The organism is Paenibacillus dendrobii, assembly GCF_009807035.1.
Classification (GTDB): domain Bacteria; phylum Bacillota; class Bacilli; order Paenibacillales; family Paenibacillaceae; genus Paenibacillus_AQ; species Paenibacillus_AQ dendrobii.
Genome location: NZ_WUBI01000001.1, coordinates 1895092 through 1913445, shown reverse-complemented (window position 1 = coordinate 1913445; position 18354 = coordinate 1895092). Strand labels below are relative to the sequence as shown.

Genomic DNA, 18354 nt, shown 5'->3' with positions numbered 1-18354 from the left:
GAAATGAGCGGTCTGGAAACTATAATTTACGTCGATAACAATTTTGATATAATGGGAACATACCGGCCGGCACGTCACACACCGGCGATGAAAGAGGGTAGCTATGTTAGTTGCGGAGAGATACGATAAAATCGTGGGGCTTGTCAATGAACGCGGGAGCATACGCGTGTCCGAGCTCAGCGAGCTGTGCGGGGTGACGGAGGAAACGATCCGCCGCGATCTGGACCGTCTGGAGCAGCAGGGCAAGGTTCGCCGCAGCCATGGCGGAGCCGTTAGCGTCAAGGAGGCGCAGGCGGAAACTCCTTACTTCGAACGTGAAGTGATGCATCAGGAGGAGAAGAAGCGGATTGCCCGGGCGGCCGTAGCCTTGATTGAGCCCTATGACCGGATTGCGCTGGATGCCAGCTCGACAGCGTGGTATATGGCGTCCATTCTTCCGGATGTACCGCTTACGGTATTGACGAATTCCATTAAGGTAGCCCTGGAGCTGTCATCCAAAGAAAAGATCGAGGTGATCTCGACCGGTGGCCTTTTGGCGTCCAGATCCCTTTCTTATGTTGGGCCGATGGCTGAGCGCAGCCTGGAAGCCTATTATGTGGATAAAGCTTTTGTATCATGCAAAGGCGTTCATCCGGAGCGGGGCATCAGCGAGTCGAATGAGCTGCAGGCGATGGTCAAGCATAAGCTGATCAAGCAGGCCGCGAGCGTTTATATCTTGGCAGATGCAAGCAAAATCGGCGTCCAAGCTTTCACGCATGTAGCCGGATGGGAAGAGATTGATGCCGTGATCACCGACAGTCATATCGGTGACGGAGATGCCAAGCTGCTGAGGGAAAAAGAGCTTGAGCTTATTGTCGCCGAAGAAGCTTGAGGCAATATGACATACGGTTTGCAACACATACACGAAGAAAGAGGCTGTCCCCATGACTGGTAGACCAGTGGAAGGGAGACAGCCTCTTTTCGTTTTTAATATGCATGATCGAGCTGCTGAAGAAGTAAGAAAACAAAATAAACTTGTAGAGGATTATGTGAGGGAACATGGTGGCAGTTTGGAGGATGAGGAATCCCACTCGGAAGCGCTGAAGGCTTATTATAAGCTGTGGGGTACGATTTTGGTTTGGATGAGGAATGTTTGTGGTTCCTGAATTTCCGGAGGACGAATGAGTGAAATGAGTAAGGCAGGATAAGGGACGATGTACGTATGTCCATCGTCGTTGACACGTATACGCGTCAAAGCCGCATACAGATAGAGATCACCTACGGGAGGCACTTGAAGCTTGGGGAGCTAAACCGGAGAGTGAACGGATACGAAAGATGGGGATTTTTCGTAAGGAAGAAGACATGGCTGCGCGCGAACGGTTCGTCCGGAACTATGTAGATGAGCATTATGAGGAACGGATCCGGAGTGCCTATGACCTAAACTTAGGGGATGCTAAATTGCCGTAAGACCGTTGTCTTACATGATGGCTGGTTTCAAAGGCCATTTTAAGACTTGAATGGGTGTTCAAAGCATGATAGATTAAAGCCAAGATAAGAAAGCATCATAGGCATCACCTGCCAGATCGTAGGAGAAATTTCAACTCCTGCAGATCTGTTTCTATATTACCGAATGCAACTCTAGTTTTTGCCCGAATTTCGCCGTGAGCGGCGATTTTTTAAAATGTCCTGAAAAGCAAAAAAACGGCCTCTGTTCGCATCGATGGCGAAGAGGCCGGTTTTCATTTTTCTTGGAATTACTCGAGATTGCGCCCCGACCTGAGTACCGGGCGCAGACATATGCACAAAAGTTGGGATTTTGGATATATGTCTAACTGGGTCAAGAGTTTATTCAAGAAACAACCACCGAGGGACTAAACAAAAGCTACCGCCGGTAGAATACCACCTCAGTCCTCTATAGCTAGTCTTAGTCTCCAGGTGTCTAAATTTCTGGAGTCAGTTCACAGTAGTCACAGGGGATTCGTCATCAGTTTACAGGTCTGTTATTCAAATTATCTGTATTTAAATCCGAATAATACTTGTCCCGTAGTTGCATCGACTACAATATTATCTTCGGTCATCACATAATCTTTGTTTCCTTTCTTTCCGCTTCTATGAATGTTCAAACCTTCAAAGGAAACAATCCAAACAGGAGTATCTTTTATGAGTTCACTGGTTACCAACTTTGGATTTGCGGTTTTAGCTTCTTTACTGAATCCTTCCGTGTAAAATGAATCACTTGAAATAACATGATATTCCGCATGAATGCTTGAAGCAACATCTGCGTATCCTGTAATTTTATTGGCAGCTTCAATAGCAGAAATTTTATCTATTTGCGGTTCCTCTTCAGTCTGAGTAGACTGAGTTTCACTGAATTCAATTCCAGCAACTCTTTTTAGATCCTCTGCACTTTGAATCGGTTGATCACTTATTTTGTTAGAATAAGCAGGTACATTTCCGTTGAGGGTTACTGGGTTAGATTCAGCAAACGCATTGCTGTTATTACTCCAAATAACTGCTCCCGCTGCAAAAATTATCGCAGCAGCACCCAAACCAAAAAAATTTAGCCTCTTGCTGTTCATATTTATTCCTCCTTAAATCATTATCTTGTGTCCCAAACATCAAAGTAACCTGACGCCGTGTAGCTAGCATTATCCAATCCCGCGTAAAGATCCTTTAACCAACTTGTCATGGCGGGCTTCACCCATGTCCCGCTAGGCTGAAGAATTCTAACATTATTAAATCTTTCATGTAATGAGGCTTTTCCTATAAATTGAGCATCTGTATTGTATATTTCACCTTGGAATTGAGCACTGTTTGGTACCCAGTTTATAGTCTTTGCCCACGAACGAGTACCATCGATTAAACCGGATACATTACCAGATGAATCAGCTTGTATTCTATATTCATGGGTTGATCTTATAGCCGGTCCATATCCTGTTGTAAATTCTTGATAATTACCATTTGAATCAATTAGGCCCATAAAATAATAGACGGTATCCTGTTTGAGTTTGTCTACTGCATATCCAGTTTGAGCAAGCTGAGGCCCTTCCTTTGTAAAAAAATTGTTATTACATTTTTATAACCGTTGGAAATATCAAAAAGTTACATATTATAGAAAGTATTTGGGAATTAGCAGACAAAAAATCACATTGGAATAGGCTTTAAAGCAAAATAGTATTTATATATTCGCAGCCTGGTGTCCCGCATGGCTACAATTAACGTTTCGGAAGCAGCTTGACGTATTCATCCGAAAGTTTCATTTGTGCCAGGTTATAGTCGTAGTCTTTCTTGTATTTCGCGAAATCCGTGACAGGCTTCAGCGTGTCCAAATTAACCGCGCTGCCATCCTCGAACGTTTTGCCTGGAACGTACATAATTTCGTTGTTGAAGAAAGACCCGGTTGGCAGGTAATAACGGCTGCCTACGATATTGTTGTCGATGTTAAGAAGATCGTGGCCAAAAGCCGTGAAATTCTCTTCTTTCAGCGATACGCCGAGCAGATTGGCTAGGGTCGGCATAATGTCCACCTGTCCGCCAACCTGCTTAACTTCTTGCCCTTGGATCCCGGGAACATGGATCAGCAGCGGAATGTTAAAGCGCGTAACGCGGGGATCATAGGTGATGCCGAGCGCTTTGCTAACCATGTCCGGATCGTTGTCCTGTGGCTGCAGTCCAAAGTGGTCTCCGTAAATGACAAGCACGGTATCGTCCCACATGCCGTTTTGTTTCAACTGGTCAATCAGGGTTCCGATGGCATAATCCGTGTAATTCACGGCTGCCAGATAATTTCCGAGCTGCGTGTCTTTCAGATCGGACGGGATCGTCATTTTCATGCGGTCTTCCGGAATGTTAAAAGGAAAATGGCTGGAAACGGTAATAAACTGAGCGTAAAACGGTTTGTTTTCCTGATGAAGCTTCGATAAGGTTTGGATTCCAAATTTGTACAGTTCTTCATCGGAAGCGCCGAATTCATTGAAATGGTCGTTTTTATAATTCGGCTTGTCGTAGTAATGCGTGAAGTTTAAAGCCGGGTACAGCTTATTGCGGTCCCAGAATTTGACGTCGTTCACGTGGAACGTGTCCGCCTCGTAATTTCGCTTCTCGAGCAGCCGCGGCATGCTTGGGAGCTCCCGGTCACCATATCCGGTCGACATGGCGATAGCCGCCGTCGGATAGATCGAAGTATTGCTCATGAACTCCGCATCGGAGGTATTGCCTTGACCGATCTGCTGGAATACCTTCGGAAAATAAAAGCTGTCCTTGGCCAAGTTGTTCAATACCGGCGTGAGTTCCTGGTTGTCGACGGACAGGTGAATCGGGAAGTTCTGGAATGCCTCCATCTGGATCACGATGACGTTTTTCCCTTTGGCTGCGCCGAAAAACTTGGGCTGACCTTTGGGGTTCTCCTGATATTTAAAGGTTTCTTCTGTCGAATTGATCTTGTCTATGGTCTCGTCAATATTGCCTGAAGCCACCATCACAGCTTCCTCTTTAGCTTTGATTCCTGCGGCGACCTGATAGTTGAAGAAGCCCAGATGTTCTGCCTGAAGCACCTCATTGGCAATGGAACGGTCCTGACGGATAAAGAAAACGGAAGCCGCCAGGGCAATGATGCCAATGACAGCGGGCCATCTTTTTCGGAGCGGGGTCGACATGCTTGGTTTGCGCTTCAGCAATTTGCCGATGATCCATATCAATGCCATGATGATTATGTCGGCAAAAAAGAGGTAGTTCGCCGTTTGGATGGTCGACTGTACGCTGTCTTTGATCCCCGCGACCTGCTTCAGCTCGGATAGGGCGGTATAGGTCGGAACGGTGTTGAAATGCTGAAAGTACACCGCAGATGCAAAAAAGATCAATGAGCAGAGCAAATTAAAAATCCAGTAGACGACTCCCTTCGCCTTCGAAGGCGTCACGAGTTCAATCAGTGAAAGCAGCACGAGTAGCGACGCAGCATCTGCGGCTAGGCGACTCCACATGATCTCGTGGAAGAAAAAGTAGCGCAGAAGCAGAAGCTTCAGCAGCAACAGAATGAAGATCCCGATGACGGGAGTTTTAGGTTTGGATGGACGCAGCGAAAATGTAGATAAGTCTCTCATTATAACTCCTCTCAATCAATAGGGTTCATATTTGCACAGATAAATTCCTGATATGCCAATCTCCTATAATATCTATAACACAATGAAAATACTAAATTAACACAGATTTCACAATCTGTTAATCATTTTTGGGGCTCCGGACCACAAATTCCATAAAAAAATACCTGGACCATCTCTTCGATGAGTTTTTCCTGATTGTCTCTATACCGGGTTGACTCCAGCAGCCGATGGGAAGAATCGTTCAGCATATTCAGGTACAAAATGACGGTTTCGATCGAAACGTTTTCCGATATTTCTCCGTTCTCTTTGCATTTGGTAATCAGTTCGACCACCATGGGGACGCTGCGTTCCTCGTAGTTCCTTTTCACGAAATTCTGAATCTCCGGGTCCTCCTGCATGAGTTCCGCGATGACCGAGGGGTGGAAGGAATGGGAGGTCTGTTTCTTCTGGAAAATGATATACTCGATTTTTTCCTTCAAGGAATGCTCTCCGCGGACAAAGGTTTCAAAATCCTGCATGGTCGCAAGCATGTAATTCTTGAACACCTCCCGGATCAACGCCTCCTTGCTGCCGAAATAATTATATATGGTTACCTGGGAGACACCGGCATGTTTGGCGATATCCGCAACACGGATCTGCTTTGAGCTGCCTGCCGACAGCATACGAAGCGTGGTCTCCTTGATTTTATCTTTAATTTGCTGGGCCCTGCGTTCAAAACCATTCATTCACATGTCAGCTCCATCTTCCGGCGCTTGCCGATTAATGATGAAATTATATCATAATAATATTTCATCATTCTATTGACGAGGTAAATAGCCCGGCGTATGATCTGGATATGAAATATTCAAATGTCATTATTTCATAATTATGTTCCCGAATGGGAGGCGCAGGTCATGCTGACAGTTTCGCAGGTAACGAAGGTGTTTCCGGGCAGTAAAGGGATTTTTGATGTTTCTTTTACCGTTGAGAAAGGGGAAGTATTTGGTTTTCTTGGACCGAACGGGGCGGGCAAGTCGACTACGATCCGCCACATCATGGGCTTTATGAAACCGGCGAAGGGATACGTTCAAATCAATGGTTATGATACTTGGAAGGATCAGGGGCGGTTTCAAAAGCTGGTCGGCTACTTGCCTGGAGAAATTGCTTTTATGGAAGGAATGACGGGAAAATCCTTTCTTGATTTCATGTCCAGCCTCAGGGGTGGCGTGAGCCAGGAGCGCAGGGCCGAGCTCATCAAGAGATTGCAGTTCGATGAACGGACTCCCATCCGGAAAATGTCCAAAGGAATGAAGCAGAAGGTCGGGATCGTAGCCGCGTTTATGCATGAACCCGAAGTGATCATTTTGGATGAACCGACATCGGGTTTGGACCCGCTCATGCAGAAGGTGTTTATTGAGCTGGTTTTGGAGGAAAAAGCGAAGGGAACAACGTTTCTTATGTCATCGCACAGTTTTTCGGAAATTGAGCGTACCTGCGACCGTGCGGCCATCATCAAAGACGGAAAAATCATTGCAGTCAAAAATATCCATGAACTGCAGGCAGTCCAGCGAAAGCTGTTTGAGGTTACCTTTGAAAATAGAGCGGACCGGGATGCTTTTCTCGGCAGCGGACTGACGATTGATTCGTATCAAGACAATCAGGTGCGCGTATCGGTTCAAGGCGATTACAATCGTTTTACGCAGGAGGCTTCCAAATACCGGATTCGCAGCATCGACCTGTTCACGCAGAACCTGGAAGATATATTCATGGACTACTACGACCGGGAAGGAAGAGACTGACATGAACATGCCGTTATATGGACAAATGCTGAAGAACCATTTGCGCACGATGTCGAGTTATGCATTCGGATCGGCTTTTTATATTTTGCTCATGTTCTGGATATTTCCAAGCATGAAGACCCAATCGGAAAGCTTAAACGCACTTCTTGGCTCCATGCCTGAAGGTCTGAGCAAAGCGTTTGGACTGGAAAATGGATTCGGCAGTGTTGACGGATTCATTTCGGGAGAATATTACGGACTTCTGTTTGTGCTGATTCTGTCCATCTTCAGCATCATGACCTCCACGCAGCTGATGGCGCGCCTCGTAGATCAAGGCTCGATGGCATACCTGTTGTCAGCACCGACGACCCGGATCAAAGTGGCTCTCACACAGGCGCTCGTACTGCTTACTGGACTGCTGCTGATAACAGCGATAACGACCTTGGCCGGTTATGGCGGATATGCCTGGTTTATCGGGGATTTGAATGAATTTGATTCCAGTCGCTTTTTGCTGCTGAATGTGGGGGCTTTCCTGCTCTTTTTCGCCGTATGCGGCATCAGCTTTTTCATTTCTGCACTTTGCAATGATGAGAAGAGGGCCCTTGGCGCTTCCGGAGTTGTCGTATTCGGCTTTTTCAGCCTGAACCTTGTCGGCAAAATCAGCGATCAGCTCTCATGGATGCAGCATATTTCCCTGTTCTCGTTGTTTAATCCGGCAGGCATCGTCAAAGGAACCGTGGACTGGATTCCGGTCGTCGTCATTTTACTGGCCGTGGGTTTGGCCGGATTTGCTGCCGGTATCATCGTATTCAGAAAAAGAAGCCTGCTGCTGTAAATAAGTTATACTAGGGGGAGATGAACGTTGAACAGGAGGCCTTTATGAAAGCACTCATTCTGGCTGCCGGTTACGCGACAAGATTGTACCCGCTGACCCGGAACATGCCGAAATCCCTGCTCCCTTTAGGTGACATAACGATTCTGGACCTGATAATTCGCAAAATGGAGGAAGTCGCTTCCATTACTGACATCATCATTGTCTCCAATGCCAAATTCCATGAGCATTTTATCAATTGGGCTGACTCCCGCTCTTTCCAAAAGAAAGTCAACATTATCCATGATGGCTCCACGTCCGAAGATAACCGGCTTGGAGCCATCGGTGATATTCAATTTGCGATCGAAAAAGAGGGAATAGACGAGGATTTGCTGGTCTGCGCCGGTGACAATGTGTTTACATTCGACTTAGGCTCCTATGTGGATTATTTTCTGAGGCAGCAAACGGACTGTATTCTTGTCCAGCGTCTTCAGGATTCGGATGAACTGAGAAGAGTCGGCGTGGTAGAGCTGGACGATTCGAGCCGGGTACTGTCTTTCGAGGAGAAGCCGGAACATCCCAAAACGGATATCGGAGTTTTCGCGGTCTACTTATACCGGAAAGAAACGTTGCCTCTATTCAAGGATTATTTGCTGTCAGGACATCAGAAGGACGCTCCTGGTTATTTTCCGGAATGGCTGTCAGGTATGAAGGAGCTGAGTGCTTATTTTGCCGAGGGCGTCAGCTATGATATGGGTACGCATGAAGCTTACCGGAAGCTTCAGGAGCTTATGAAAAACCTGTAAATACAACCAAACAAATGTTCTTGTTTTGAAGTTCCCGAAATGGTATGATCTGGAATGAAAACACATTCTATCTGAATCAGCAAAGGAGCGGATTTTCATGAATACGAAGCAGGAAAAACTTGAGGCCTTCGCAGAGCTAATCGGATTCACCGAATCGCTGGAGAGTTTAACGGAATCACAGTGGACGGGTCCGATAGCTGAGGGGAAATGGTCGCCGCGCGATATTATCAGCCACATCATGCTGTGGGACAGATATTTTCTGGAGCACGCCGTGCTCCCGATGGCTGAGCATCGCCCCTTGACGCTGAAGGATCTTGATTTTAATGCCTTTAACCGTGATGCGTCTGCCTATGGGCTGACCCAAAGCCGACAGGATTTGATTCAACAGGCGGTGGAGGCGCGGAGCCGTCTGCTGGAAGTCATGCAGGACATTCCCGAATCCGAATTTGGATATAAACACGGTGACATCATGTCCGTAGATGAATACCTTATTGATTTTTACGAGCATGACCGGCATCATATGGGACAAATTGATACCTATAGGGCAGCTTTGGCATGAACATATTAACAAAGGGTGATTTGGCGGTCCGGCCACTATTGGCTGAGGATGCACCGCTTCTGTCGAAGTGGCTCAGCGATCCGAAGGTACTGGAATTTTACGAAGGACGTGACCGTCCTCTTGATCTGAAGCTGGTAACAGAGCAATTTTACCGAGAAGATAGCGATTCCGTTCGCAACATCATTCTATATCGCGATAAACCGATCGGTTATATCCAGTATTACGAGATTGATGATGAGGAGCGGGAACACTATGGATATGCGGATACCGATGACCGAATCTTTGGCATGGACCAATTTATTGGCGAACCAGGCTGCTGGAATCAAGGGATAGGGACGCAGCTGATTCGTGCTATGACGGCATACTTATTCAGCAGCATGCAAGCGGACCGGATCGTCATGGACCCGCAAGCGTGGAACAAGCGGGCAATCCATGTTTACGAGAAATGCGGTTTTGTGAAGAAAAAGCTGCTGCAGCAGCATGAATGGCATGAAGGCGCCTATCGGGACTGTTGGCTGATCGAACTGGCTGAACCCGAAGCTGCCGCTGATAAATAAAGGGCTATTCCCATGGGTCTGTATAAGAGGCCTAGAGGGAATAGCTCTTTTTTTAAGGGCTGTTATCTTGCGTTATTGTCATCATGGGCAATCGTCCCGTTGGCCTTCCGAGACATAAAGATATCCACGGAATCCTCGCTGTCCACTTCAAAACCAAACCGCTCATAAAGGCGTCTGGCAGAACTGCCCTGCAGGACATTCAATCGTACCTTTGACCCTTGGAGATCGGCTTGTCCAAGCAGTGTGTTCAACACATGTCCACCGATTCCTTGTCCTTGGTAATGGGGATGAATATAAAAATGTTCGAGCAGATAACCCTCGGTGGCGGGTTTAAAAGCAACACAACCGACAAAAGCCGGCTCGGCTTCGATAATCCAAGTATGATCGGGGTCGAACGAATCGCGGAACCGTTGACGAACCTTCTCTTCATCATACCTGCCTAATCGTGTTAAATCCTCGCGCAATACCATAGCACGCAAATTAGCGATGTTTTCCGTATCGGAATGTTTGGATTCCCGAAGTGAAATCTGTATCATCAGGTCAGCTCCTTAATTCTAGAATGTACAAAGGATCGTGGGCTGTTCTCATATGAGATGCCGTCTCAATTCTTTTATGAAAATAAACGTATTTCCACAGTATAACGGTTATCCTCTGATATTCAAGTGAAAAGCGTATCCGGATCAAAAGGGATATCCGCCGCGTTATGGGACGCTGCATTTTGAATCCTTCCATTTTTGCGGAGCTTCTTGGCATGAAACCGGACAGCCTGATCGTAAACTGTTATTAGCATGTTCAATTAACCAATCAAGGGAGGTCCGCCATGAGGACCGAGGACCGGCTAAAAAATTTGCAGGTGATAGAACTCACGGCCTCAATGCACTTATACAAGGCTGAATTTGCGGAGTGGAAGAGATACTGCTCCATTTATTATCATCAGGCGGTGGTGGGCTTTCAACTGCAGGCGGGCTTAGCCCATCTTCCTCTAGAGGGAAGCATGCCTTACTGGCTGAAAAATGATGGCGTAATCATCGGGGGAGCGGCCATATCCATAGACGCCATTCGCTGCCTGTTTACTATTCCGCCTCACCAGGCAGACGCCGGACTAGTCAGACTCCTATCCAAGGCGATTCGGCAGCTTGGAGAAATGCAAGCAATTCATGCCCGTGACGTTCCGACGGATCAAGAGGACATATACATCAGGGCTGGCTTTTGTCCCGAACCCTATGGGTACCGCTGGATGCAGCGGCCCTCGGCCGAATTTATTCAGCCGTTGAACAGCGGTATCAAGTTGGCTCATCCCGAGATCAATAATGAAGCGGGAGAGCATAGGCTTCTTCTGGAACGGGAGATCGGTCTGTTTCTCTTTAAGCATGCTTATGATAGAGCGTGTACGCGAATGCCGGCAATCTCATTTGCAGAAGTGTTGGTCAAGCTTCGGAGTAACGCTGCCCGGAACCCGGAGGATGTTTTGCTGGCTTCCAGCCTAATATATGATACGGCGACTCGCGCTCTAATCGGCGTGTGTCTGATCGGCATGCAGGAAGGTTGTCCGTCTATTGATGAACTTGCCGTCATGCCATCCTTCAGGGGGCGGGGGCTTGCAACAAGGATGGTGCAGCGGGCGCTCACCATATTGGAACAACGAGGGCAGCCTTTGCTGCGGATCAGGGTCATGCATGGTCATCCGATCGAATCGGTGTGTTTCCAGCTCGGTTTCATGCCAGGTCCCTTATTTCTCCCTTCCATGACGCAGTACGGGCAAGAGGTTTAAGCCGGTAGGTGAAGCTTCACTTTTTTGGCTGTGACAATATATATAGTGCTTTTGATTTAATGAATATACTATATATAGTGCCTGGTGGTGGAATACCGGCATGATCACACCGAAGGAGGAAAATGGATGGACAATTTAATGCTAAACGGGACACGTCAACTATGGCATTCCTTTCATGATATGATTCACGCCGGCAACATGGATTTGTTGCAGGAAAACGCTAATGTGGACGGTAAATCGCCCATGGGGCTCATGGGCAAATTCGGAAGCGAGAGCGCAAAATTGTATGCTTACGAACATTTGCTGTCACCCGAAACCAAGGAGGCGATGGAGCAAAACATACTCTATCCCCATGATCTCGATTTCTATGCCGCTGGGACGACGACCTGCTGTCAAATCCCGCTTGGCAAGCTGCTGAAAGGAGGATTCAATACCGGCCATGGCCATATGCGCGAGCCTCAGGACATTAAAAGTGCGCTGGCGCTGGCGTCCATTATTTTGCAGGCTAATCAGAACCAGCAGCATGGCGGGCAGGCATTCCCGATGTTTGATGCGGATCTTGCGCCTTATGTACGGAAAACGTACGAAAAAACGCTGCAAATGCTGAAGCAGTTGCCGCTGAGCGCGGATTTCAATTCTGAACCACAGGCCTGGAAAATGACCGAGCGGGACGTATATCAGGCATGTGAGGCTTTTATACATAATGCGAATTCCATGCATTCGCGCGGAGGCGGGCAGGTCCCCTTTATTTCGATCAATTACGGGACAGACACATCGGTATGCGGCCGGATGCTAACCAAGCAGCTGCTGCTTGCTACACAGCGGGGACTGGGACATGGAGAAACGCCGATTTTTCCCATTCAGATCTTCAAAGTGAAATCAGGCGTTAATTTTGAGCCAGAGGATCCGAATTATGATTTGTACAAGCTGGCACTGGAGACTACGGCGCGCCGGATGTTTCCGAATTTTGCCTTTCTGGATACTGCGTTCAACCAGATTTACGATCAGGGGACACGGGAAAGCGAGGTCTGTTATATGGGCTGCCGAACCCGCGTCATGGGGAACGTGAACGGGGAGGAGAATGCGATCGGAAGGGGCAACCTCTCTTTTACAACGATTAACCTCGTCAGACTGGCACTGCTGTCCTCGTCTTCCGGAGAGTTCGATCGATTGCTGGAGGAGGCCATGGATTTGGCCGTTAAACAGCTGCTTGACCGATTCCGTTATCAATCAGGCCGGAAGGCTGGAAACTTTCGCTTCTTATACTCCCAAGGGGTTTGGAGAGGAGGCGAATACTTGCAGCCCCATGATCATTTGGGTTCCGTCCTCCAACAGGGCACGCTCAGCGTCGGTTTTATCGGTCTCGCGGAATCACTGACCGCTTTGTACGGAAAGCATCATGGACAGAATTCAGAGCTGCAGCAGCGGGGATTGGAGATCATCCGGGCCATGCGTAGTCGAATGGACCGGGAAATGCAGGCGAGTGGATTGAATTTCTCCCTAATTGCTACGCCTGCGGAGGGATTGTCAGGCAAATTCGTGAAAAAGGACCGGGAACAATTCGGAACCATCCCCGGCATTACGGATCGAGAATATTACACGAATTCCTTTCATATTCCGGTGCATTTTCCGATAACTGCGGCGCAAAAAATCGAGCTTGAGGCCCCTTATCATGAGCTGTGTAATGCAGGTCATATCACCTACGTTGAAGTTGACGGATCAGTCATTCACAACACGGCGGCACTTGACCGGATCGTACGCTGCATGGCTGCGAACCAGATCGGCTATGGTTCAATCAATCACCCGGTGGACCGCTGCAAATCATGCGGATACAGCGGAATCATCGACTTGGATTGCCCGGTTTGCGGCAGCCCGGATCGGCAGATCGAACGAATCCGGCGTATTACCGGTTATCTCGTCGGAGATATGGAGAAGTGGAACCCGGCCAAACGTGCGGAAGAAGCTGATCGCGTCAAGCATGGAAAATAAGGAGCGTGAATTCGATGAATGGGACGGACGAAGCCATAACTCATGCCGGGAATGACGGGGAGGATGGGGTGTGGATCATGGATATTATCCATGACAGCGTGGTTGACGGCGAAGGATTGCGAACCGTTATTTTCTGCGCGGGGTGTCCTCATCAATGTCCGGGCTGCCATAATCCGCAGTCGTGGAGCATGCGCAGCGGCACCAAGCGAAGCATTGGTGAGATTGTGCGCGAAGCCGGAAGCAACCCGTTGACCGACATCACGTTGTCAGGTGGCGACCCTTTTCTTCAGGCTCAGGGCATGAGCAGGGTTGCCAAGGAGCTGCGACGGCAAGGGAAACATATTTGGGCATACACAGGCTACACGCTGCAAGAGCTTATAACCAGCCCTGACCGGCATAAAAGAGAGCTTCTTTCCTGCTGTGATGTACTCGTGGACGGAAGGTATGAACTGCAGCATCGGGATTTGTCGCTACCTTTCCGCGGCAGCCGCAATCAGCGCATCTGGACTCATAGGACCGGAGATTGGCAAGAAGCGGCAGACAATGGCAGCCCTAACGTTAAGCCGGACGCTGCTTTATTCTGTTAACGTAGCTCATTGACGCTTGCCGAAGAATGATTTAGAATTTCATTTCGAAAGGCTCAAACTAACATCACGAATTGCAGCACCTGTGTTTAAACTCCGATTCGTTCGTGAGTGGCGAAATTTTAACGAAGGCTAAAGCCATCGGTTTCGTTCGCCCCCTGTCCTAATAGACAGGGGGCTTTTGGTTGTTGCGTAACATGGGCACCAGGAGGAAATTACATGAACAAATTGAAATACTCTCTGCTTATATTGCTGGGCGCATGCAGTTATGGCGTGCTGTCCTCGATCATGAAGGTTGGCATGAAGGAAGGCTTTACGGTAAACCAAATGCTCGGAGGCCAGTACGTATTCGGTTGGCTCATGCTGCTTGTGTTGATGCTGCTGTTTTCGCGGAAAAAAGTATCGGCCAAGCAGTGGCTGGCACTGATGGCCGTGGGAATTACCATGAGCGGTACATCCGTGTTTTACGGAAAGGCCGTTGAACGTCTGCCCGCTTCGATCGCCGTGGTTCTGCTGTTCCAATTCACCTGGATCGGGGTTCTCATGGAAGCGGCCGCGGACCGGCGCGTTCCGAGCCGCAGCAAAATCATCTCCATTGTGATCCTGATTTTAGGAACTTTGCTTGCCGGAGGCGTTGTTGGCGAAAGCGCGGGACCGCTGGATATGAAGGGCGTAGTCTACGGCCTTTTGTCCGCATTTACCTTTGCGCTCTACATGTTTGTCAGCGGGCGTGTCGGAACGAGCGTGCCTGTACTGAATAAGAGTTTTTTTATGACGACGGCTTCAGGCATCATCGTACTGTCCGTGTTCTCACCCTCCTTCCTGTGGAATGGCGCAATTGGTGAAGGGCTGTGGAAGTACGGTCTTATCCTTGGCCTTCTCGGAATTCTGATCCCGGTCTTATTCTTTGCAATCGGCATGCCGAAGGTAGGATCGGGTACGGGAGCTATACTCGGGGCCGCTGAACTCCCTGCTGCCGTTGTAGCATCCGTACTTCTGGTCCATGAGCATGTGAGTACGCTGCAGTGGCTTGGAATCCTGCTTATATTCATTGGCATAGCCGTGCCTCAAATTCGGATTTCCCGAAAAAAACGAACCCCGGCCTACGAACCCTCGGAAACGGGTGTGAATCTCTAGTTTGTTCAGGAATACAGATTGAGCCTTACGGCACGGGGTAATGAACACATGTAGACTTCTCTTTATATGATTAGCCTCGGCTGCTTTAGCCGGAGGCTGTTTTTTTTGTATAATGGAAAAAAAGAAAAGGAGTCGTGTCGCATTTAAAAAAGGGATGACTATATTTCCAATATGAGGTAATCTGAGGGGACTAATTAGCAAATAAATAACGGAGGAAAGCATTCAATGGTAATAAGACAGATGCAGATTCATGAGACGGAGCTGATCCGGCAAATCGACAGATCGGAAACCATCGGCAAAATCTATGCAATGCAGGACGGCAGGCTTCAGGATATTGCCTCCGGACATGAATGCCCGACATGGAATGAAGCGCAAACGGCAGAAATGATGGAGCGTTTTTCGAAAATGCTTCGTGGCGGCGGTATTGCTTACGGTGCCTTTGACGGAGATACGCTTGCCGGCTTTGGCGTTCTGGGGCACCAGTTTCGGGGCGAAAACCTCGATCGGCTGCAAGTGGATTTAATGTATGTGAGCCGTTCTTACCGCAGACAAGGCATTGGGTCCCGTATCATGGAAGAGCTCAGCAGGGAAGCTAAAGAGCGAGGAGCATCTTACTTGTACATATCTTCCACTGAAACGGAATCAGCGGTTAACTTCTATATGGCCGGCGGTGGGGAAATCACGGACCAGGTCGACGAAGAGCTGTTCCGGTTGGAACCGGAAGACATTCATATGCTTAAAAAGCTGTAATGACGCTCATATCATTTGAGATATACCAATGAATAGGATGAGGGTGAAGAGTTGATTGTTTATATCGGATATGTTTTGGGGGTATTGATTCTAGCAGCCGCCGGTATACTTGCCTGGAGAAATTCGAGAATTATCGCGGAACAGCGGAAAACCAAAGGCGCGATTCCCGCCGTGTCCTCTTATACCGTTCAGGTTACACGCCAGTCTGAAACAGAGACGAGCGTTAACGTGACTCCTCTGATCGAAGCGGCTTATCAGGAGCTGCAGGGGACGGTGCGCGTCAGCTTGTGCCGGATGAACGGAACGATGAGCGAGCTGAAGCTGGAGCATGCAGTACAAATTATGGAGCATACCTGTTCCGAGTATGCAGATCAGGGATCGGTTATCGAGGTTTTGACCTACTCCGAAGCTGTCAGAAATGAAGAAGAAGGCAAAGCGCTGGATCGACTTGGACAGAGATTGCAACGGTCACAAAGCTAAAGAGGGAACCCGTTCATGATGTCTGCCGTTGCCGAATCGGACAGTAACGGTTTAGTCCAACGTGACTCCTAAGAAACACGCGATTAATTGTCCATTACAGATGATAGCTGCCGCTTGGATCATTCATTACCCATTCGAGCATGCTGATCATGTCTTCAAGCCGAAGCAGCTGGGCCGTCAGAGAATCATGCACCATACTCTCCGGACGGGCAACTTCCAGGCGGCTGACCAGTGATTTTTTCTGCAAGGCAAGTTCATTGATTTTGGATTTGATCTGATTTTCGGTTCTCATGTTTAATTCCTCCAGGTGTTGTCATCTTATGTCTGATTATAGCAGGTTGCAGGCAAGATCCATAATTGTCACATATGGTTGAATCTAATCTCATTTGAGGAGCGTGGAAGAGGATGAACTTGAAACAATTAGCCGCAGAAAAAGCGGTGGAATATGTCAAAGACGGCATGCGTATCGGTCTTGGAACAGGTTCGACGGCCTATTGGGCAATCAAGAAATTAGGTGAACGGGTCAAGGAGGGGCTGTCCGTACAGGCTGTGGCAACCTCGAAGGCGTCGGAAAAGTTGGCGCTTGAGCAGGGGATTCCCCTGATTCCTTTTGATCGGATCGACGGTCTTGATCTTACCATCGATGGCGCTGATGAACTGGACCGCGGGCTGCACCTGATCAAAGGCGGCGGTGGCGCATTGCTGCGAGAGAAGATTGTTGCCTATCACAGCAAGGAACTGATCATCATTGCGGATGAAAGCAAGCTGGTGGACAAGCTTGGCAGCTTTCCGCTTCCGGTTGAGATTGTTCCTTTTGCGAATGAATGGACGATGGCCTCGTTGCAGGAGATGGGCGCAAAACCCATGCTGAGAACGGAAGATGAGCATATCTACGTAACGGACAACGGCAACTACATCGCCGACTGCCGTTTCGGCGTCATTGAGAACCCGAAGGAGCTTCACCAAACGCTATTGGCCTTGCCGGGCGTTGTGGACAACGGTCTTTTTCTCGGGCTTGCCGCAAGAGCCGTCATTGGGCACAGCGATGGCACGGTGACCGTTATAGAGCCGTAAGAATATTAGGGCGCATGCGATACAAAAACCTTTTTCAGGTGTTTATAACATAAGAGATGATTGACAATCCGGCAGGTTTCGATTATCTTTGCATTAAGATAGTACGTTTGGAGGTTTCTTGTATGGCAGACAAATCAAACAATGACGAAATGTCCCTGGAATTATTTATTGTGCTCGCACGTGCGTATAACTCGGTAGTGGCCCACTCCACCCGCGATATTCAGAGTCATGGCCTGAATACCACCGAGTTCGGCGTTCTGGATCTGCTGTACCATAAAGGCCCCCAGCCTTTGCAAAAGATTGGGGAAAAAGTACTGATCTCCAGTGGAAACATCACTTATGTAGCCGATAAGCTTCAGAAAAAGAATCTGCTTGTCCGCAAGGCGTCGCCCGATGACCGCCGCGTGATTTTTGCGGATTTGACTGATGAAGGAAAGGCCTTTTTCGAGGGGATTTTTCCGCATCATCAGCAGGTGCTGGCTCATGCCGTTGAAGGCCTCGATATGGAGGAAAAGCGTCAAGCTGTAGAACTGCTGAAGAAGCTGGGCCTTTCTGCCGAAGAAAGCTTCAAGACCGGTCCCATCGTGTAAAGCTTTATATTTCTGAATATGTTAATGTACGAAGAACAGCCCTGTCACCCGCTGCACGCGGATGAACGGGCTGTTTTTTGTATATCGGTTTGAGGTTAGAGCTTGAAGCGATGGATCTGATCCCAATGCCCCTCTCCTGCCAAAATCTCCTTCTGACGTGGTCCAATAAGATCGAAATGGGGAAAAGGATTGCGGTTGTGAATATAACGGGCGGGCAGATCATGCTGCTCGCACCATATCCTGAGGCGGTCCAGATCCGAGCATCCAACCTTGGTTACGGTCGTTATGCCGGGAAAACGCGGATCCAGCCAGTAATGGGTCAAAAAGGATATCTCTCCCCGGCTGACCGCCTTTTTCCACTGGTTAAGCTCTTCACGGTTTATGCCGAAAGCCATGGTATATCATCCCCCA

At 48.4% G+C, this 18354-nt stretch carries 24 protein-coding genes; 16 read left to right on the top strand and 8 right to left on the bottom strand.

The window, feature by feature from the left end; all coding sequences use genetic code 11:
* The first annotated feature begins 103 nt into the window (after nucleotides 1-103).
* From GRF59_RS08395 to GRF59_RS08385, 3 genes are read left to right on the top strand one after another with little or no spacing between them, the layout of a single operon-like run.
* Nucleotides 104-871 (top strand): DeoR/GlpR family DNA-binding transcription regulator, encoded by a 768-nt coding sequence (locus GRF59_RS08395; RefSeq protein ID WP_160497131.1) that lies wholly within the window; start codon nucleotides 104-106, stop codon nucleotides 869-871.
* A 52-nt stretch (nucleotides 872-923) separates the two neighbouring features.
* Nucleotides 924-1145 (top strand): hypothetical protein, encoded by a 222-nt coding sequence (locus GRF59_RS08390; protein WP_160497130.1) that lies wholly within the window; start codon nucleotides 924-926, stop codon nucleotides 1143-1145.
* A gap of 56 nt (nucleotides 1146-1201) precedes the next feature.
* On the top strand, nucleotides 1202-1378 hold the full coding sequence (locus GRF59_RS08385; RefSeq protein ID WP_160497129.1) for a hypothetical protein: 177 nt from the start codon (nucleotides 1202-1204) through the stop codon (nucleotides 1376-1378).
* A gap of 610 nt (nucleotides 1379-1988) precedes the next feature.
* Here the strand turns inward: GRF59_RS08385 and GRF59_RS08380 are convergent.
* The 4 genes from GRF59_RS08380 to GRF59_RS08365 all read right to left on the bottom strand — a co-directional run bounded on the left by GRF59_RS08380 (nucleotide 1989) and on the right by GRF59_RS08365 (nucleotide 5803).
* Nucleotides 1989-2558, bottom strand: a complete 570-nt coding sequence (locus GRF59_RS08380) for a hypothetical protein (RefSeq protein WP_160497128.1) — start codon at nucleotides 2556-2558, stop codon at nucleotides 1989-1991.
* 20 nt (nucleotides 2559-2578) lie between these two features.
* Nucleotides 2579-2959 carry a hypothetical protein gene (locus GRF59_RS08375; protein ID WP_160497127.1) on the bottom strand — a complete coding sequence of 127 codons (381 nt, stop codon included), beginning with the start codon at nucleotides 2957-2959 and terminating at the stop codon, nucleotides 2579-2581.
* Nucleotides 2960-3194: 235 nt separating this feature from the next.
* On the bottom strand, nucleotides 3195-5078 hold the full coding sequence (locus tag GRF59_RS08370; protein ID WP_160497126.1) for an LTA synthase family protein: 1884 nt from the start codon (nucleotides 5076-5078) through the stop codon (nucleotides 3195-3197).
* A gap of 122 nt (nucleotides 5079-5200) precedes the next feature.
* Entirely contained in the window at nucleotides 5201-5803 is a 603-nt protein-coding gene (locus tag GRF59_RS08365; protein WP_160497125.1) for a TetR/AcrR family transcriptional regulator, read from the bottom strand.
* A gap of 168 nt (nucleotides 5804-5971) precedes the next feature.
* On the opposite strand from GRF59_RS08365, the gene GRF59_RS08360 reads away from it, so the two are divergent.
* The 5 genes from GRF59_RS08360 (at nucleotide 5972) to GRF59_RS08340 (ending at nucleotide 9568) form a co-directional block, all read left to right on the top strand.
* Complete coding sequence (locus GRF59_RS08360) at nucleotides 5972-6856, top strand: ABC transporter ATP-binding protein (RefSeq protein WP_160497124.1); 885 nt, start codon at nucleotides 5972-5974, stop codon at nucleotides 6854-6856.
* 1 nt (nucleotide 6857) lies between these two features.
* Nucleotides 6858-7670 (top strand): ABC transporter permease subunit, encoded by an 813-nt coding sequence (locus GRF59_RS08355; protein ID WP_160497123.1) that lies wholly within the window; start codon nucleotides 6858-6860, stop codon nucleotides 7668-7670.
* A gap of 44 nt (nucleotides 7671-7714) precedes the next feature.
* Nucleotides 7715-8452, top strand: coding sequence for a nucleotidyltransferase family protein (locus GRF59_RS08350; RefSeq protein WP_160497122.1), 738 nt, complete (start codon nucleotides 7715-7717; stop codon nucleotides 8450-8452).
* Between the two features lie 97 nt (nucleotides 8453-8549).
* Nucleotides 8550-9011 carry a DinB family protein gene (locus GRF59_RS08345; RefSeq protein ID WP_160497121.1) on the top strand — a complete coding sequence of 154 codons (462 nt, stop codon included), beginning with the start codon at nucleotides 8550-8552 and terminating at the stop codon, nucleotides 9009-9011.
* Nucleotides 9008-9568: a GNAT family N-acetyltransferase gene (locus GRF59_RS08340; RefSeq protein ID WP_160497120.1), complete on the top strand. Its 561-nt coding sequence runs from the start codon at nucleotides 9008-9010 to the stop codon at nucleotides 9566-9568. The genes GRF59_RS08345 and GRF59_RS08340 overlap by 4 nt, the downstream gene beginning before the upstream one ends.
* Before the next feature lie 62 nt (nucleotides 9569-9630).
* Here GRF59_RS08340 and GRF59_RS08335 read toward each other — a convergent pair whose 3' ends face one another.
* Both GRF59_RS08335 and GRF59_RS29950 read right to left on the bottom strand, forming a co-directional pair.
* Nucleotides 9631-10104 carry a GNAT family N-acetyltransferase gene (locus tag GRF59_RS08335; RefSeq protein WP_160497119.1) on the bottom strand — a complete coding sequence of 158 codons (474 nt, stop codon included), beginning with the start codon at nucleotides 10102-10104 and terminating at the stop codon, nucleotides 9631-9633.
* 122 nt (nucleotides 10105-10226) lie between these two features.
* The gene (locus tag GRF59_RS29950; protein ID WP_272914968.1) at nucleotides 10227-10358 is read right to left on the bottom strand and encodes a hypothetical protein; all 132 of its coding nucleotides are present in this window, start codon (nucleotides 10356-10358) and stop codon (nucleotides 10227-10229) included.
* A 30-nt stretch (nucleotides 10359-10388) separates the two neighbouring features.
* On the opposite strand from GRF59_RS29950, the gene GRF59_RS08330 reads away from it, so the two are divergent.
* The 6 genes from GRF59_RS08330 to GRF59_RS08305 all read left to right on the top strand — a co-directional run bounded on the left by GRF59_RS08330 (nucleotide 10389) and on the right by GRF59_RS08305 (nucleotide 16279).
* Nucleotides 10389-11339, top strand: coding sequence for a GNAT family N-acetyltransferase (locus tag GRF59_RS08330; RefSeq protein ID WP_160497118.1), 951 nt, complete (start codon nucleotides 10389-10391; stop codon nucleotides 11337-11339).
* A gap of 126 nt (nucleotides 11340-11465) precedes the next feature.
* Nucleotides 11466-13328: an anaerobic ribonucleoside triphosphate reductase gene (locus GRF59_RS08325; protein WP_160497117.1), complete on the top strand. Its 1863-nt coding sequence runs from the start codon at nucleotides 11466-11468 to the stop codon at nucleotides 13326-13328.
* 68 nt (nucleotides 13329-13396) lie between these two features.
* Complete coding sequence (nrdG, locus tag GRF59_RS08320) at nucleotides 13397-13915, top strand: anaerobic ribonucleoside-triphosphate reductase activating protein (RefSeq protein ID WP_160498193.1); 519 nt, start codon at nucleotides 13397-13399, stop codon at nucleotides 13913-13915.
* Between the two features lie 216 nt (nucleotides 13916-14131).
* A complete protein-coding gene (locus GRF59_RS08315; RefSeq protein WP_160497116.1) occupies nucleotides 14132-15049 on the top strand; it encodes an EamA family transporter in 918 nt (305 codons plus the stop codon).
* A 240-nt stretch (nucleotides 15050-15289) separates the two neighbouring features.
* Complete coding sequence (locus GRF59_RS08310; protein ID WP_237391678.1) at nucleotides 15290-15799, top strand: GNAT family N-acetyltransferase; 510 nt, start codon at nucleotides 15290-15292, stop codon at nucleotides 15797-15799.
* Between the two features lie 75 nt (nucleotides 15800-15874).
* The gene (locus GRF59_RS08305) at nucleotides 15875-16279 is read left to right on the top strand and encodes a hypothetical protein (protein WP_160497114.1); all 405 of its coding nucleotides are present in this window, start codon (nucleotides 15875-15877) and stop codon (nucleotides 16277-16279) included.
* 94 nt (nucleotides 16280-16373) lie between these two features.
* On the opposite strand, the gene GRF59_RS08300 is transcribed toward GRF59_RS08305, so the two are convergent.
* A complete protein-coding gene (locus GRF59_RS08300) occupies nucleotides 16374-16571 on the bottom strand; it encodes a hypothetical protein (protein WP_160497113.1) in 198 nt (65 codons plus the stop codon).
* 113 nt (nucleotides 16572-16684) lie between these two features.
* Here GRF59_RS08300 and rpiA point away from each other — a divergent pair, with 113 nt between their 5' ends.
* Together rpiA and GRF59_RS08290 are read left to right on the top strand one after the other, a co-directional pair.
* Nucleotides 16685-17353 carry a ribose-5-phosphate isomerase RpiA gene (gene rpiA / locus GRF59_RS08295; RefSeq protein WP_160497112.1) on the top strand — a complete coding sequence of 223 codons (669 nt, stop codon included), beginning with the start codon at nucleotides 16685-16687 and terminating at the stop codon, nucleotides 17351-17353.
* Nucleotides 17354-17475: 122 nt separating this feature from the next.
* Nucleotides 17476-17943, top strand: a complete 468-nt coding sequence (locus GRF59_RS08290) for a MarR family winged helix-turn-helix transcriptional regulator (RefSeq protein WP_160497111.1) — start codon at nucleotides 17476-17478, stop codon at nucleotides 17941-17943.
* Nucleotides 17944-18038: 95 nt separating this feature from the next.
* On the opposite strand, the gene GRF59_RS08285 is transcribed toward GRF59_RS08290, so the two are convergent.
* The gene (locus tag GRF59_RS08285; RefSeq protein WP_160497110.1) at nucleotides 18039-18338 is read right to left on the bottom strand and encodes a hypothetical protein; all 300 of its coding nucleotides are present in this window, start codon (nucleotides 18336-18338) and stop codon (nucleotides 18039-18041) included.
* Nucleotides 18339-18354: the final 16 nt, after the last annotated feature.

What these genes read in the sequence shown, in the direction of transcription:
- GRF59_RS08385 (WP_160497129.1), top strand. Translation starts at nt 1,202, where the DNA reads ATGTCCATCGTCGTTGACACGTATACGCGTCAAAGCCGCATACAGATA.
- GRF59_RS08325 (WP_160497117.1), top strand. Translation starts at nt 11,466, where the DNA reads ATGGACAATTTAATGCTAAACGGGACACGTCAACTATGGCATTCCTTT.
- GRF59_RS08370 (WP_160497126.1), bottom strand. Translation starts at nt 5,078, where the DNA reads ATGAGAGACTTATCTACATTTTCGCTGCGTCCATCCAAACCTAAAACT.
- GRF59_RS08340 (WP_160497120.1), top strand. Translation starts at nt 9,008, where the DNA reads ATGAACATATTAACAAAGGGTGATTTGGCGGTCCGGCCACTATTGGCT.
- GRF59_RS08395 (WP_160497131.1), top strand. Translation starts at nt 104, where the DNA reads ATGTTAGTTGCGGAGAGATACGATAAAATCGTGGGGCTTGTCAATGAA.
- GRF59_RS08365 (WP_160497125.1), bottom strand. Translation starts at nt 5,803, where the DNA reads ATGAATGGTTTTGAACGCAGGGCCCAGCAAATTAAAGATAAAATCAAG.
- GRF59_RS08390 (WP_160497130.1), top strand. Translation starts at nt 924, where the DNA reads ATGACTGGTAGACCAGTGGAAGGGAGACAGCCTCTTTTCGTTTTTAAT.
- GRF59_RS08345 (WP_160497121.1), top strand. Translation starts at nt 8,550, where the DNA reads ATGAATACGAAGCAGGAAAAACTTGAGGCCTTCGCAGAGCTAATCGGA.
- GRF59_RS08300 (WP_160497113.1), bottom strand. Translation starts at nt 16,571, where the DNA reads ATGAGAACCGAAAATCAGATCAAATCCAAAATCAATGAACTTGCCTTG.
- GRF59_RS08315 (WP_160497116.1), top strand. Translation starts at nt 14,132, where the DNA reads ATGAACAAATTGAAATACTCTCTGCTTATATTGCTGGGCGCATGCAGT.
- GRF59_RS08355 (WP_160497123.1), top strand. Translation starts at nt 6,858, where the DNA reads ATGAACATGCCGTTATATGGACAAATGCTGAAGAACCATTTGCGCACG.
- GRF59_RS08350 (WP_160497122.1), top strand. Translation starts at nt 7,715, where the DNA reads ATGAAAGCACTCATTCTGGCTGCCGGTTACGCGACAAGATTGTACCCG.
- GRF59_RS08330 (WP_160497118.1), top strand. Translation starts at nt 10,389, where the DNA reads ATGAGGACCGAGGACCGGCTAAAAAATTTGCAGGTGATAGAACTCACG.
- GRF59_RS08360 (WP_160497124.1), top strand. Translation starts at nt 5,972, where the DNA reads ATGCTGACAGTTTCGCAGGTAACGAAGGTGTTTCCGGGCAGTAAAGGG.
- GRF59_RS08290 (WP_160497111.1), top strand. Translation starts at nt 17,476, where the DNA reads ATGGCAGACAAATCAAACAATGACGAAATGTCCCTGGAATTATTTATT.
- GRF59_RS29950 (WP_272914968.1), bottom strand. Translation starts at nt 10,358, where the DNA reads ATGCTAATAACAGTTTACGATCAGGCTGTCCGGTTTCATGCCAAGAAG.
- GRF59_RS08335 (WP_160497119.1), bottom strand. Translation starts at nt 10,104, where the DNA reads ATGATACAGATTTCACTTCGGGAATCCAAACATTCCGATACGGAAAAC.
- GRF59_RS08375 (WP_160497127.1), bottom strand. Translation starts at nt 2,959, where the DNA reads ATGGGCCTAATTGATTCAAATGGTAATTATCAAGAATTTACAACAGGA.
- GRF59_RS08310 (WP_237391678.1), top strand. Translation starts at nt 15,290, where the DNA reads ATGCAGATTCATGAGACGGAGCTGATCCGGCAAATCGACAGATCGGAA.
- GRF59_RS08285 (WP_160497110.1), bottom strand. Translation starts at nt 18,338, where the DNA reads ATGGCTTTCGGCATAAACCGTGAAGAGCTTAACCAGTGGAAAAAGGCG.
- rpiA (WP_160497112.1), top strand. Translation starts at nt 16,685, where the DNA reads ATGAACTTGAAACAATTAGCCGCAGAAAAAGCGGTGGAATATGTCAAA.
- GRF59_RS08380 (WP_160497128.1), bottom strand. Translation starts at nt 2,558, where the DNA reads ATGAACAGCAAGAGGCTAAATTTTTTTGGTTTGGGTGCTGCTGCGATA.